General features: G+C 71.6%; 15 protein-coding genes. 6 read left to right on the top strand and 9 right to left on the bottom strand.

Annotation, left to right across the window (positions count from 1 at the left end):
• Window positions 1-5: 5 nt before the first annotated feature.
• From FB563_RS27185 to argC, 4 genes are read right to left on the bottom strand one after another with little or no spacing between them, the layout of a single operon-like run.
• Window positions 6-1,211 carry an acetylornithine transaminase gene (locus FB563_RS27185; RefSeq protein ID WP_055704022.1) on the bottom strand — a complete coding sequence of 402 codons (1,206 nt, stop codon included), beginning with the start codon at window positions 1,209-1,211 and terminating at the stop codon, window positions 6-8.
• Window positions 1,208-2,122, bottom strand: a complete 915-nt coding sequence (gene argB, locus FB563_RS27180; protein ID WP_055704021.1) for an acetylglutamate kinase — start codon at window positions 2,120-2,122, stop codon at window positions 1,208-1,210. Before argB ends, FB563_RS27185 begins: the two co-directional genes overlap by 4 nt.
• Window positions 2,119-3,270, bottom strand: coding sequence for a bifunctional glutamate N-acetyltransferase/amino-acid acetyltransferase ArgJ (argJ, locus tag FB563_RS27175; protein ID WP_055704020.1), 1,152 nt, complete (start codon window positions 3,268-3,270; stop codon window positions 2,119-2,121). Before argJ ends, argB begins: the two co-directional genes overlap by 4 nt.
• Window positions 3,267-4,295, bottom strand: a complete 1,029-nt coding sequence (gene argC / locus FB563_RS27170; RefSeq protein ID WP_055704019.1) for an N-acetyl-gamma-glutamyl-phosphate reductase — start codon at window positions 4,293-4,295, stop codon at window positions 3,267-3,269. Before argC ends, argJ begins: the two co-directional genes overlap by 4 nt.
• 178 nt (window positions 4,296-4,473) lie before the next feature.
• Here argC and FB563_RS27165 point away from each other — a divergent pair, with 178 nt between their 5' ends.
• Window positions 4,474-4,917, top strand: a complete 444-nt coding sequence (locus tag FB563_RS27165) for a DUF6314 family protein (protein ID WP_055704018.1) — start codon at window positions 4,474-4,476, stop codon at window positions 4,915-4,917.
• Here the strand turns inward: FB563_RS27165 and FB563_RS27160 are convergent.
• Window positions 4,899-5,492 (bottom strand): histidine phosphatase family protein, encoded by a 594-nt coding sequence (locus tag FB563_RS27160; RefSeq protein WP_055704017.1) that lies wholly within the window; start codon window positions 5,490-5,492, stop codon window positions 4,899-4,901. The two genes, FB563_RS27165 and FB563_RS27160, sit on opposite strands and share 19 nt — an antisense overlap.
• 174 nt (window positions 5,493-5,666) lie before the next feature.
• Here FB563_RS27160 and FB563_RS27155 point away from each other — a divergent pair, with 174 nt between their 5' ends.
• Window positions 5,667-6,281, top strand: coding sequence for a DUF6461 domain-containing protein (locus FB563_RS27155; RefSeq protein WP_055704016.1), 615 nt, complete (start codon window positions 5,667-5,669; stop codon window positions 6,279-6,281).
• On the opposite strand, the gene FB563_RS27150 is transcribed toward FB563_RS27155, so the two are convergent.
• Window positions 6,278-7,711 carry an aminotransferase-like domain-containing protein gene (locus FB563_RS27150; protein WP_199832705.1) on the bottom strand — a complete coding sequence of 478 codons (1,434 nt, stop codon included), beginning with the start codon at window positions 7,709-7,711 and terminating at the stop codon, window positions 6,278-6,280. The two genes, FB563_RS27155 and FB563_RS27150, sit on opposite strands and share 4 nt — an antisense overlap.
• Between FB563_RS27150 and FB563_RS27145 the strand changes: the two genes are divergently transcribed.
• Complete coding sequence (locus FB563_RS27145; RefSeq protein WP_079048526.1) at window positions 7,710-8,621, top strand: DMT family transporter; 912 nt, start codon at window positions 7,710-7,712, stop codon at window positions 8,619-8,621. The two genes, FB563_RS27150 and FB563_RS27145, sit on opposite strands and share 2 nt — an antisense overlap.
• Before the next feature lie 19 nt (window positions 8,622-8,640).
• Window positions 8,641-8,862, top strand: coding sequence for a DUF1918 domain-containing protein (locus FB563_RS27140; RefSeq protein WP_079048525.1), 222 nt, complete (start codon window positions 8,641-8,643; stop codon window positions 8,860-8,862).
• On the opposite strand, the gene FB563_RS27135 is transcribed toward FB563_RS27140, so the two are convergent.
• Window positions 8,832-10,058, bottom strand: a complete 1,227-nt coding sequence (locus FB563_RS27135; protein ID WP_199832704.1) for a glycoside hydrolase family 10-like protein — start codon at window positions 10,056-10,058, stop codon at window positions 8,832-8,834. The genes FB563_RS27140 and FB563_RS27135 overlap by 31 nt on opposite strands.
• Before the next feature lie 172 nt (window positions 10,059-10,230).
• Between FB563_RS27135 and FB563_RS27130 the strand changes: the two genes are divergently transcribed.
• Together FB563_RS27130 and FB563_RS27125 are read left to right on the top strand one after the other, a co-directional pair.
• Window positions 10,231-11,106, top strand: a complete 876-nt coding sequence (locus FB563_RS27130) for a 3-hydroxybutyryl-CoA dehydrogenase (protein ID WP_079048524.1) — start codon at window positions 10,231-10,233, stop codon at window positions 11,104-11,106.
• Between the two features lie 148 nt (window positions 11,107-11,254).
• The gene (locus FB563_RS27125) at window positions 11,255-11,512 is read left to right on the top strand and encodes a hypothetical protein (RefSeq protein ID WP_055704014.1); all 258 of its coding nucleotides are present in this window, start codon (window positions 11,255-11,257) and stop codon (window positions 11,510-11,512) included.
• Here the strand turns inward: FB563_RS27125 and FB563_RS27120 are convergent.
• Window positions 11,509-12,045: an NUDIX hydrolase gene (locus FB563_RS27120; RefSeq protein ID WP_107100501.1), complete on the bottom strand. Its 537-nt coding sequence runs from the start codon at window positions 12,043-12,045 to the stop codon at window positions 11,509-11,511. The genes FB563_RS27125 and FB563_RS27120 overlap by 4 nt on opposite strands.
• 65 nt (window positions 12,046-12,110) lie before the next feature.
• Entirely contained in the window at window positions 12,111-13,451 is a 1,341-nt protein-coding gene (locus FB563_RS27115) for an NsdA family TPR-like regulatory protein (protein WP_055704012.1), read from the bottom strand.
• Window position 13,452 lies beyond the last annotated feature (1 nt).

The following is a 13,452-nucleotide window of genomic DNA, read 5'->3' as shown; positions in this document are numbered from 1 at the left end:
TCGTCCTATTCTGCGGATCGTCCGTCCCCATCCACTGGGTTCGCTGCGTCGAGGATGCCGGGCAGCGCCTGGAGGAAGGCACCCACCTCGGCGTCGGAGAGGTTCAGCGGCGGCATGAGCCGTACGACGTCGGGGGCGGGCGCGTTCACCAGGAACCCGGCCTCCTGGGCCGCCTGCTGCACCTGTGGCGCGTGCGGCCCGGTGAGCACGATACCCAGGAGCAGGCCGGCACCCCGCACATAATCGATCAACGGGTGGCCGAGGCCCTCGATCCCCTCGCGCAGTTTCTCGCCCTGCCGCTTGACGTTCTCCAGCAGCCCGTCGTTCGCGATGGTGTCGAGTACGGCGAGTCCGGCGGCGCACGCGACCGGGTTGCCGCCGAAGGTGGTGCCGTGCTGGCCGGGCCGGAGCAGTTCGGCGGCCCGGCCGAAGGCCACGGTCGCGCCGAGCGGCAGTCCTCCGCCGAGCTGCTTGGCGAGGGTGACGACATCGGGCAGGACGCCCTCGTGGGCCTGGTACTCGAACCAGGTCCCGGTGCGGCCGATGCCGGTCTGCACCTCGTCCAGGACCAGCAGGGCGCCGGTGGCGGCGGTGATCGCGCGGGCGGCCTTCAGATAGCCGGCCGGCGGCACGACGACCCCGTTCTCACCCTGGACCGGCTCGATGATCACCAGGGCCGTCTCCTCGGTGACCGCCGCCGCGAGCGCCTGGGCGTCACCGTAGGGCACGTGCGTGACCTCGCCCGGCAGCGGCAGGAAGGGGTCCTGCTTGGCGGGCTGGCCGGTGAGCGCGAGGGCGCCCATCGTACGGCCGTGGAAGCCGCCGGTGGCGGCGACCATGTGGGTCCGCCCGGTGAGCCGGCCGATCTTGAAGGCGGTCTCGTTGGCCTCGGCGCCGGAGTTGCAGAAGAAGACCCGGCCCTCGCGGCCGAAGATCTGGAGCAGCCGTTCGGCGAGGGCGACGGTGGGCTCGGCCATGAAGAAGTTGGAGATGTGGCCGAGCTGCCCGATCTGCCTGCCGACGGCCTCGACGATCGCCGGGTGGGCGTGGCCGAGGGCGTTGGTGGCGATGCCGCCGACGAAGTCGTGGTACTCCCGGCCCTCGGCGTCCCACACCTTGACGCCCGCGCCGCGCACGAGCGGCAGGCGGGGGGTGCCGTAGTTGTTCATGAGCGCGCCCTGCCACCGCTCGGTCATTTCCAGGTTGCTCATGACTCCCCCTGTTCGCCCGGAATCTCGTCGGGCACGACCATCGTGCCGATGCCTTCGTCGGTGAAGATCTCCAGCAGGATCGAGTGCTGGACCCGGCCGTCGATGACGCGGGCGGTGTGCACCCCGTTGCGCACGGCGTGCAGACAGCCCTCCATCTTCGGCACCATGCCGGAGCTCAACTCCGGGAGGAGTTTCTCCAGTTGGGAAGCGGTGAGACGGCTGATCACCTCGTCGGAGTTCGGCCAGTCCTCGTAGAGGCCCTCGACGTCGGTGAGGACCATGAGGGTCTCGGCGCCCAGAGCAGCAGCGAGTGCCGCAGCCGCCGTATCAGCATTGACGTTGTAGACATGTCCGTCGTCCTGACTGCGGGCGATCGAGGAGACCACCGGGATACGGCCGTCCGCCAGCAGCGCCTCGATCGCGCCCGTGTCGATGCCGGTGATCTCGCCGACACGCCCGATGTCGACCAGTTCCCCGTCGATCTCGGGCTGGTGCTTGGTGGCGGTGATGGTGTGCGCGTCCTCGCCGGTCAGGCCGACGGCGAGCGGTCCGTGCCGGTTGAGCAGCCCGACCAGCTCGCGCTGGACCTGCCCGGCGAGGACCATCCGTACGACGTCCATGGCGTCCTCGGTGGTGACGCGCAGGCCCGCCTTGAACTCGCTGACGATGCCGTGCCGGTCGAGGGCGGCGCTGATCTGCGGGCCGCCGCCGTGCACGACGACCGGCTTGAGACCGGCGTGGTGCAGGAACACCACGTCCTGCGCGAACGCGGCCTTCAGCTCGTCGTCGACCATGGCGTTGCCGCCGAACTTGATGACGACCGTCCTGCCGTTGTGTTTGACCAGCCAGGGCAGGGCCTCGATGAGGATCTGCGCCTTGGGCAGCGCGGTGTGTTTACGCGTGGTGCTCATGAGCTGTAGGCGCTGTTCTCGTGGACGTAGTCGGCGGTCAGGTCGTTGGTCCAGATCGTCGCGGTCTCGGTGCCCGCGGCGAGGTCGGCGACGATGTGCACCTCGCGGTAGCGCATGTCGACCTTCTCGCGGTCCTCGCCGACCGAGCCGTTCTTGCACACCCACACGCCGTTGATGGCCACGTTGAGCTGGTCCGGCTCGAAGGCGGCCGAGGTGGTGCCGATCGCGGAGAGCACGCGGCCCCAGTTGGGGTCCTCGCCGTGGATGGCGCACTTGAGGAGGTTGTTGCGGGCGATGGAACGGCCCACCTCGACGGCGTCCTCCTCGCTCGCCGCGTTGACCACCTCGACCTTGATGTCCTTGCTGGCTCCCTCGGCGTCCCGGATGAGCTGCTGCCCGAGGTCGTCGCACACCTGTCGTACGGCGTCGGCGAACTCGGCGTACTCCGGGGTGATGCCGGAGGCGCCGGAGGAGAGCAGCAGCACGGTGTCGTTGGTGGACATGCAGCCGTCGGAGTCGACCCGGTCGAAGGTGACCCTGGTGGCGGCGCGCAGGGCGCGGTCGAGGGTCTCGTTGTCGAGGTCGGCGTCGGTGGTGAGGACGACGAGCATGGTGGCGAGGCCGGGGGCCAGCATGCCCGCGCCCTTGGCCATGCCGCCGACGGTCCAGCCGTCCTTGGTGACCACGGAGGTCTTGTGGACGGTGTCGGTGGTCTTGATGGCGATGGCGGCCTTCTCACCGCCGTGTTCGGACAGCTGGGCGGCGGCCGTCTCGATGCCCGGGAGCAGCTTGTCCATGGGCAGCAGCACGCCGATCAGGCCGGTGGAGCAGACGGCGACCTCGATGGCGCCCCGGCCGAGCACCTCGGCGACCTTCTCGGCGGTCGTGTGGGTGTCCTGGAAGCCCTTGGGGCCGGTACAGGCGTTGGCGCCGCCGGAGTTGAGGACCACGGCCGAGACCTGGCCGCTCTTCAGGACCTGCTCGGACCACAGCACCGGCGCGGCCTTCACACGGTTGGAGGTGAAGACGCCCGCGGCGGCACGGCGCGGCCCGTTGTTGACCACGAGGGCCAGGTCGGGGTTGCCGTTCTCCTTGATCCCGGCGGCGATGCCCGCCGCCGTGAATCCCTTGGCTGCCGTGACACTCACGGTGCGACTCCGATCGTGGAAAGACCCGTGGTCTCGGGGAGACCCAGGGCGATGTTCATGCTCTGGACGGCACCGCCCGCGGTGCCCTTGGTCAGGTTGTCGATGGCGCTGATCGCGATGATGCGGCCCACGGACTGGTCGTACGCGACCTGCACCTGAACGGCGTTGGAACCGTGGACGGACGCCGTCGCGGGCCACTGGCCCTCGGGGAGGAGGTGGACGAAGGGCTCGTCGGCGCAGGCCTTCTCGTAGGCGGCGCGGACGGAGTCCGCCGTCACGCCCGCGACGGCGGAGGCGCTGCACGTGGCGAGGATCCCGCGCGGCATCGGCGCCAGGGTCGGCGTGAAGGAGACCCGCACGGATTCCCCGGCGACCCCGCTGAGGTTCTGGATCATCTCGGGGGTGTGCCGGTGGCCGCCGCCGACGCCGTACGGCGACATGGAGCCCATGACCTCGCTGCCGAGCAGATGCGGCTTGGGTGCCTTGCCGGCGCCGGAGGTGCCGGATGCGGCGACGATCACCGCCTCCGGCTCGGCGATCCCTGCGGCGTAGGCCGGGAACAGGGCGAGGGTGACGGCGGTGGGGTTGCAACCGGGCACCGCGATGCGCTTGGACCCCTCCAGCGCGGCGCGGGCGCCCGGAAGTTCGGGGAGGCCGTACGGCCAGGTGCCGGCGTGTTCGGAGCCGTAGAACCTCTCCCAGTCGGCCGGGTTCTTCAGCCGGAAGTCGGCGCCCATGTCGACCACGAGGACGTCCGGGCCGAGCTGCTCGGCGACGGCGGCGGACTGCCCGTGCGGCAGCGCGAGGAAGACCACGTCGTGCCCGGCGAGCGCCTCGGCCGTGGTCTCGGTGAGCACGCGGTCGGCCAGCGGCAGCAGATGCGGCTGCAGCGCGCCGAGCCGCTGACCTGCGTTGGAGTTTCCGGTCAGGGCACCGATCTCGACATCGGGGTGCGCGAGGAGCAGGCGCAGGACCTCACCGCCCGCGTATCCGCTCGCTCCGGCCACCGCCGCACGTACCGCCATGTCCATCCTCCTCGTGATGGCATGACTATACGTAGCGCCGCAGTTTTATGCAACGACTATGCGAGCGACCTGGACCGCATCTCCGTCGGATCGTGCGCGGCTCCGCGCCCGGCCGGCCGACCGCGGTCAGCACTTCGGACGGCACAATGGGGAAGAGGTTTCCGGGAAGGGGTGAGCGATGGGCGGGTTCTGGCCGGTCGTCGATGTGCTGGCCCATCTCACCGGGCGCTGGCACGTCGAGCGCGGCGTGCGGGATCTGGCGAGTGGGGACGAAGGGCACTTCTCGGGGACGACCGTCTTCACCGCGCTGCGGACCGGCGGTCTCCTGCACGAGGAGTCCGGCGCCTTCACCTGGCAGGGCGTGACCCGGCCCGCCACCCGCACGCTGCGCTTCCTGCCGGGGCCCGCGCCGGGGACGGCGGACGTGCGGTTCGCGGACGGGCGGCCGTTCCATGAGCTGGACCTGAGCGCGGGGCGGTACGTCGCGGAGCATCCGTGCGCGGCCGATCTCTACCGCGGCGAGTTCACCGTCCAGGACTCCGACCGCTGGCGTTCGGTGTGGCAGGTCGGCGGCCCGGCGAAGGATCTGGTGCTGATCACGGACTACGTGCGCGAGGGCTGAGCCGAGACGGCGTCGAGGCGGAGGTTCCAGCGGCCCGCGCGGCCGGTGACGGTGGACGTGGACAGGGGCCGTACGTCGATGTTCCAGTAGGTCGAGGGCGGCGCCTTCAGGGCGTAGACCAGGGCCGCGCGGATGACGGCGGGTTCGGCGACGGCGACGATCCGGCCGCCGTCCTCCACCGGCCGGGTGTCCAGCCAGCCGCCGACCCGGGAGATGAAGGTCAGCAGGGACTCGCCGCCGTGCGGGGTGGCGCGCGGGTCGGCCAGCCAGGCGTCCACCGCCTCCGGCTCACGAGCCATCGCCTCGCCCAGGGTCAGTCCGCGCCAGCGGCCCATGTCGCAGTCCCGCAGCGCCACTTGGACCAGCGGGGCATAGCCCAGGGCGTCGCCGGTGGCCCGGCTGCGCGGCGTCGGCGAGCAGTACCGCAGTTCGGCGGCCGCCAGCGGCAGCAGGTCCCCGGCGGCGCGCTGCACCTCGTCCCAGCCGGCCTGGTCCAGCGGCCGGTCGTCGTCGAAGCGCTCCGCGAGCAGGGGGGCACTGCGTGCGGCGGCGACGAACGTCACCCTCAGTGGCATGCGGTGATGGTGTGACGGTCGTGTGCGAAGGTCAAGGCCTGCCCCCTGTGAGCTACTCAGCGTGAGTGGCCGCCTACCCACCGGACGCGCCCCCCGTGTCAGCGCGGTCCTGCGGCCGGGCGTCCGGCCTCTCGCGCACCCCGCGTTGTCAGTGGTCCCTGGCAGGCTGCACTCATGACCGAGATCACGACGGCCGCCGACTACGGCTGGCTCAGGGAGCGGCACCAGGACCTCCTGGACGCCTACTGCATCACGCTGGTGCAGGACATGACACCCGACCGGTTGCTGCGGGAACTGCGGGCGGAACCCGACGGGCGGGTGACCGGGGTGGCGGCGCTGGCCGAGCCGTCCTACGACGCCTGGGACGAGTACGGGGACGACAGACTGCTCGTCGGTCTCGCGGCCGTCGGCGACTGGACGCTGATGGTCGAGTACAACGGGTACGTGGGCAACCGCTCCGAACTGATGGATCCCGTCAGCCGGGGCCGTACGGTGGTCTCACACTTCCGGAACGTCAACGCGGTGAACAGCTTCTACTGGTCGGAGGACGGCGAGATATGTCTCGGCTTCGAGCCGCTGTTCCCCGGTCATCGCCATGGCACCGACCCCGACGGACTCCTCACCGAGATGCGGGAGTCCGGCTTCGACCTGAGAGCGGACGACGAGCGGGACTTCACCAAGCACACCGAGGCCGCCTTCGCGCTCGCCCACCGGATCACCGGAGTCCGGCTGACCCCGGAGCTGTTCGGGTCGCTGGAGTTCACCTGCGCCCTGGTCACCGTGCCCTAGAACACCTCGTCACAGGCCGCCCGCAGCCGCCGTACCCCCTCGGTGATCTCCCCCGTGCCGGCGACGGCGGCGAAGCTCAACCGCAGGTGGGCCGCGGGAGGTTCGGCGCTGAAGTAGGGGCGGCCGGGGGTGAGGGCGACGCCCGCGCGGAGGCCGGCGGCGGTGAGGGCCGTTTCGTCGGCGCCTTCGGGCAGCCGGAGCCAGAGGTGATAGCCGCCGGACGGGACGTGCGGCAGGGCGAGTTCGGGCAGGTGCAGGGCGAGCGCGGCCGTCATCGCGTCGCGACGGTCCTTCAACTCGGCCGACAGCACCCGCAGATGACGGGGCCAGGCCGGAGAGCCGACCAGTTCCAGGGCCGCCTCCTGCAGGGGCCGGGGGACGAAGAAGCTGTCCACCACCTGGATGGCGCGCAGGCGTTCCAGCACCGGGCCGCGCGCGGCCAGGGCGCTCACCCGGAAGCTGGGCGAGGTCGCCTTGGTCAGCGAGCCGACGTGCACGACCACGCCGTCCGGGTCGTCGGCGGCGAGCGGGCGCGGCAGCGGGCCGGAGTCGGCGTGCACCAGCCGCCGTACGAAGTCGTCCTCGACGACGAAGGCGCCGGCCTCGCGGGCGATGCGCAGCACCTCCGCGCGCCGGTCGGGGGCCAGGACGGCACCGGTGGGGTTCTGGAACAGGGGCTGGCAGACGAACACCCGGGCGCCGCTGGCCCGGAAGGCGTCGGCAAGCAGTTCGGGGCGTACGCCGTCGGGATCGACGGGCACCGGGACCGGTCGTAGTCCGGCGGCGCGGGCGAGGGCCAGCATGCCGGGGTAGGTGGGCGACTCGACCAGGACGGGGGCGCCGGGCTGGGCGAGGGCGCGCAGGGCGGTGGCCAGGGCGGACTGGCCGCCGGCCGCGATCAGCACCTCGGCCGCGGTGACGGCCCCGCCGATCCCGCGGGCGAACCACTCCCGCAGCTCCGGCAGTCCCTCCAGCGGCGGCCTGCCCCAGGCGCCCGGCCGCCGCCCGGCCCGGGCCAGGGCCGCCGCCATGGCGCGCTCCGGCTGGAGGGAGGGATGCGGATAGCCGCCGTTGAACTCCAGCACGCCGGGCGGCGGCGCGGCCAGGGAGACCGTGACCCCGGAGGCGTCCACCGTGCGCGGTACGAGTTCGGCGGCGCCGTCCGCGCTCAGCGCGACCTCCTGCCAGGAGGTGTCCCCGCCCGGGGCCTCGGTCGTGCGCGGCCGGGCCCGGAAGGCGCCCGCCCCTGGCCGGGTGACCACCAGGCCCTCGGCGGCCAGCTGGGCAAGGGCGCGCGAGACGGTCACCGGGCTTACGTGGAATCGCTCGACCAGCTCCCGGCTCGACGGCAGCTTTCCACCCGGAGAGTAGCGGTCAAGGTCGCGTCGGAGGTGTTCTGCCAGTTCACTCACGCTGCTACGCTGGTGCATGAGAACACAGAGTAGCGCTACTGCCCCTAGCTCGATAGCGGTCAGCGTCGACGGGGAGCACCGCGGCCTCGGCACCGGTCTCGCCGCCCTCGGCGTCGCCTCCTTCTCGCTGACCTTCCCGGCCACCGCGTGGGGCCTGCAGGGCTTCGGTCCCTGGTCGCTGGTGGCCGTGCGCAGCGTGCTCGCCGCGCTCGTCGCGGGCGGCTGTCTCCTGGGACTGCGGGTTCCGCTGCCCGCGCGCCGGCACCTGCCGGGCCTCGCCGTCGTCGCCGCCGGTGTCGTGCTGGGCTTCCCCCTGCTGACGACGCTCGCCCTGCAGACCTCCACCACGGCACACGCCGCCGTCGTGGTGGGGCTGCTGCCGCTGACCACCGCCGTGTTCTCGGCCCTGCGCACCGGCAGCCGCCCCTCGCGGCGGTTCTGGCTGGCCGCGCTGGCGGGTGCCGCGGCCGTGGTGGCCTTCACCGTCGGGCAGAGCGGCGGCGCGCTCACGGTCGCCGACGGCTATCTGTTCGCGGCCCTGCTGGTGTGCGCGGCCGGCTACACCGAGGGCGGCCGGCTGGCCCGGGTCATGCCGGGCTGGCAGGTGATCGGCTGGGCGCTGGTGCTGTGCCTGCCGCTGAGCGTGCCGGCCGCCGCGGTGGCGCTCACGTACGAACCCGTTCAGCTCACCGGGCACGGCATCGCCGGTCTGCTGTGGGTGGCGCTGGGCTCGCAGTTCCTCGGCCTGGTCGTCTGGTACCGGGGGATGGCGCTCATCGGCATCCCCCGGGCCAGCCAGTTGCAGTTGGCTCAGCCGCTGCTCACACTGGTGTGGTCGGCGCTGCTGCTGGGCGAGCACTTCACGGCGGCCGCTCCGGTGACCGCCGTCGCCGTGCTCGTGTGCATCGCCGTCACACAGCGGTCGTGATCATGAGGAGGGCCTGCAGATGCGTGCATCCAAGGGCGACCGTCTTGTCCAGCACGGCAGGGTGGTCGGCCAACACGACCAGGAATCGGAAGTAGTCGAAGTACTGGGTGCCGAGGGCAGCCCGCCCTACCGCGTGAAGTTCAAGGACGGACACGAGGCGATCATGTCCCCCGGACCCGACTGCCAGGTCAAGCACCGGGAGGAGAGGGATCAGCGGGGCGGCTTCGCCGATCGCCCGTAGTGGTCGTTGATCACCCGTGACATCGCCCCGATCGGATCGGCCGCCACGTCCGCGGCGGCGAAGAACACGTGCCCGCGCACCTGCGGGTACCCGGCGGCGAGGGTGAGGTGCCGGGACAGCTCGACCGGGTCCTGCCAGGCCGAGGGCTGCTGGGCGGCCCCGGCCTTGTACAGGGCCTCGCCGATGTACAGGTGTGTCTTCGTGCCCTTCGCGACCGCCGCCCACCAGTCGACCAGCTTCGCGTAGTCGGCGGCGGCGAAGCCGATGTTCCAGTACAGCTGCGGGACGATGTAGTCGATCCAGTGACTGCGCACCCAGGTACGGGTGTCCGCGTACAGGTCGTCGTACGTCTGGACGCCCGCCCTCGTGTCCGAGCCCCGGGGGTCGGTGGAGGCGTTGCGCCACACCCCGAAGGGGCTGATCCCGAACCGGGTGCCCGGCCGGACCTTCCTGATGCCGGCGGCCATCTCCTTCACCAGCCTGTTGATGTTGTCCCGCCGCCAGGCGGCCCGGCCGGCGAAGCCGCCGCCGTAGCGGTCGTAGGCGTCATCGTCGTCGAAGGTCTGCCCGGCGACCGGATACGGGTAGAAGTAGTCGTCGAAGTGCACGGCGTCGACCGGGTAGCGGGCGACCGCGTCGAGCATCGCCTTCTGGACGAAGGCGCGGACCTCGGGCAGGCCGGGGTTGTAGTAGAGCTTCCCGCCGTAGGCCACCGCCCAGTCGGGGTGTTCGCGGGCCGGGTGCGAGGGGACGAGCCGGCCGGGGTCGGCGTGGTTCGCGATCCGGTACGGATTGAACCAGGCGTGCAGTTCCAGGCCCCGTCGATGGGCCTCCCGCACCGCGGTGCCCAGCGGGTCCCAGCCGGGGCTGCGGCCCTGGGCGCCGGTGAGGTACTCGGACCAGGGCTCGTACGGTGACGGCCACAGGGCGTCGGCGGTGGGCCGTACCTGGAAGATCACCGTGTTGAGCCGGTCCCGGGCCGCCCTGTCGAGGTGGGCGATCAGCTCCGCCCGCTGCGCGGCGGCCGTGAGCCCGGGCCGGGACGGCCAGTCCCGGTTGGACACGGTCGCGAGCCACACACCGCGCATCTCGGCGGCCGCGCGGGGCCGCCGACCGGCTGCCGCCGCCGCGCTCGGCCCCATGGCCAGGGACGACAGCGCCGCCAGGGTGAAGGCCCGCCGCGAGAGCTCCCCCATCCGCACACCCCCATACGCTCCGGATCCGCTACGTCACGGATCGTTTCGCGCCCCAGGATGCACCCACCCGGCCGATCGATCATCGATACTTGACGGTAACGTGCTCGATCGGAGCAGGCGCCGAGACCCGGATTTCCTGCGAGCGAGCCGGAGAACCAGCGAAGGGAACGATGTGACGGGCATCCCAGCGGGAGACATTGCGCGCGTCGGAGTCGTGGGCTGCGGCCAGATGGGCGCAGGCATCGCCGAGGTGTGCGCCCGCGCAGGACTGGACGTGAAGGTCGCCGAGACCACCGGCGAGGCCCTGGAGATCGGCCGTACCCGGCTGTTCAACTCCCTGGCCAAGGCCGCCGAGCGCGGCAAGATCACCGAGGAGGAGCGGGACGCCACGCAGGCGCGGATCACCTTCACCACCGACCTCGGCGAGTTCGCGGACCGCGACCTGGTGATCGAGGCCGTCGTGGAGAGCGAGCCGGTGAAGACGGAGATCTTCCAGGTGCTGGACCAGGTGGTGACCCGCCCCGACGCGATCCTCGCCTCCAACACCTCCTCGATCCCGCTGGTGAAGCTGGCGGTCGCCACCTCCCGCCCGGACCACGTGGTCGGCATCCACTTCTTCAACCCGGCCCCGGTGCAGCAGCTGGTCGAGCTGATCCCCGCGCTCACCACCTCCGAGGGCACCCTCAGCAGGGCCCAGGTCTTCGCCGAGAAGGTGCTCGGCAAACACGCCATCCGCGCCCAGGACCGCTCCGGCTTCGTGGTCAACGCGCTGCTCGTGCCCTATCTGCTCTCCGCGATCCGGATGTTCGAGTCGGGCATCGCGAGCCGCGAGGACATCGACAACGGCATGGAGATGGGCTGCGCCCACCCGATGGGCCCGCTGAAGCTGTCCGACCTGATCGGCCTGGACACCATCGTCTCCATCGCCAACAGCATGTACGCCGAGTACAAGGAGCCGCTGTACGCCGCTCCCCCGCTGCTCCAGCGCATGGTCGAGGCGGGCCGGCTGGGCCGGAAGACCGGCTCGGGCTTCTACACCTACGGCTGACCACGGACGACGGCGCTTCACACTCCGTGTGTGCGACGGGCACGCATATGCCCGTCGCACACGCTCCCCACGCGTCCGCCGGGCGAGTTGACTCCTGATGCTGATGCAAGGGATGCAACAACGTCCGACGACGGAAAGGAGTGGACACGTGACCGCCCATCCGGAGCATCCCGTGGTCCAGGGAGAACTCGCAGAGTTACGGCGCCGCCTCGACGTGGCCTACGCGCGCGTCGAGGGAGGGCTGGCGCTGCTGCGGCACCGGACCGAGGAGACCGCCAAGGAGCTGGACGAGCTGGACGACCGCCTGAACTCACTGGAACACACACGCTGGCCGCTGCCCTCGCTCGCCGCACTCACCTCCCTGGGCGCCCTCCTCGTGACGGTCTGGCAGGCGCTGGCCCGCTAGCCCTCGGCGAGCCTGAGGTGGTGCAGCAGGAGTAACGCGGCCGCCATGTTGGCGGCCGGGACCTCCCCACGGGCGATCAGGTCGGGAACGAGTTTGAGGGGGACCCATTCCCGGCGGTCCGACTCGAAGTCGTCCACGGGATGCCCGATGTACTCGCCCCGGTCGGACCAGTAGATGTGGTGCCGGGCGTCGGTCAGGCCGTTGGACGGCTCCACGCTCATCAGGTGGTGCAGGGGTCCCGGCCGCCAGCCGGTCTCCTCCTCCAGTTCCCTGGCGGCCGCGCCGGCTATGTCCTCGCCGTCCTCGACGACCCCCGCGGCCAGTTCCCAGCCCCAGCTGTCGGTGATGAAGCGGTGCCGCCACAGCAGCAGCACCTCGTTGGCCTCGTTGACCACGGTGGCCACGGCCACGGGCCGCAGCCGGATCAGGAAGTGGTCGAGGTGCCGGCCGTCCGGCAGCTCGACATCTGCGAGGTTGACGCTGAACCAGCGGTTTGCGTACACAGTTTGTTCGCTCTTTTTCGTCCACTGCACGGTTCTGCCACCTTCCGACGAGTAAGTGGCAATATCGCAGCAGGGACTGTGCACCCACAGTGGGCCTACAGCGGTACGCGCAGTGCCCCGTCGATGAGTTCGGCGGCCTCGGCGGTGCCGGCCGAGCCACAGCGCACCAGGTGTTCGCGTACCGCGCGGAGTCTGTCGCGTAGCCGCTGGGACTCCATCCCGCGTGCCTGCTCGGCCATCTGCACGGCGGTGACCACCGCCTTGTCGGCATTGCCCTGGCGCAGCTCGATGGTGCTGAGCATGGCGAGCCGGTGCACCCGACCCCGGTCGTGGGCGGGGTTGTCCACCGCCGCTGCCGCATGCTCCCGGGCGGCGGCCAGCTCGCCGAGGCTGAGCAGCGCCTCGGCCACCTGCACATTGACCAGGCCCGGCTGGACGTACCCCGTCTCGTCGGGCTCGTATCCGCGCCGGATCCGCTCCGCCTCCGCCTCCGCGCGCCGGATGCAGGACAGGGCGCCCGCGGAGTCGCCGAGGTGGGCGTACGCCTTGGCCTGCATCGCGTACAGGTCGGAGGCGAGCGCCGGGGTGATGTGCTTGCCGGCGGCCCGCAGCGCGGCCTCGGCGAAGGCGACCGCCTGCCGGTACTCCCGCATGAACAGCGACTGGTTGACCAGCAGCGCTATGACGTACGCGCCGAGTCCCCGGTCCCCGCTGGCCTTCGCCAGCCGCAGCGCCTGGTGGAAGTAGCGCTGGGCGAGACCGTGGGCGTCGGAGTCGTACGCGCAGATCCCCGCGATCGCCACCAATCCGCCCGTGGCGCGGTGCAGTTGGCGTCCGGTGGCGTCGGTGTAGCTGCCGCGCAGCAGTGGTGCCGCCTCGGCGTTGAGGAAGCCGACGATCCGGGTGCGGGTGGCGATGCCGCCGGCCTTGCGGTACATCTGCTCGTAGTGCGTCCGCGCGGCGCGCAGCATCTCGATGTCGGCCGCGGTGACCCGGTGCCGGCCGCCGCGGGAGACGTCGACGTCCTCGGGCGGGTTCTCCCACTCCCAGACCGGCATGACGGCCGGGGTGCCGGTGACGGCGGGGGCGCCCAGCACATGCGGCCGCTGCTGTTCGTCGGAGCGCCACAGGGCCGTCGCCCGCTCCACGAAGCCGTTCAGCGAGCCGGCGTGCGGGGTGCCGGGCTCGCCGGGCACGCCCAGGCCGATGTCGTCGAGGGTGACGGGACGGTGCAGGCGGGCGGCGAGCACCTCGCAGATCAGGTCCGGCACCTGGCCGCGCGGGCGCTGGCCTTTCAGCCACCGTGCCACGGCGGTGTGTTCGTACCGCAGCGCGAGGCCCCGTTTCCGGCCCGCCTGGTTGACGTGGGCGGCGAGACCCGCGTGCGAGATCCCCGCCTCGTCCAGGATCGCGTCGAGCAGAGTGTTGGGCTGCATG

This window comes from Streptomyces puniciscabiei (genome assembly GCF_006715785.1).
In the GTDB taxonomy this organism is placed as follows: Bacteria; Actinomycetota; Actinomycetes; order Streptomycetales; family Streptomycetaceae; genus Streptomyces; species Streptomyces puniciscabiei.
This window is presented reverse-complemented; position numbering and strand designations above follow the sequence as displayed.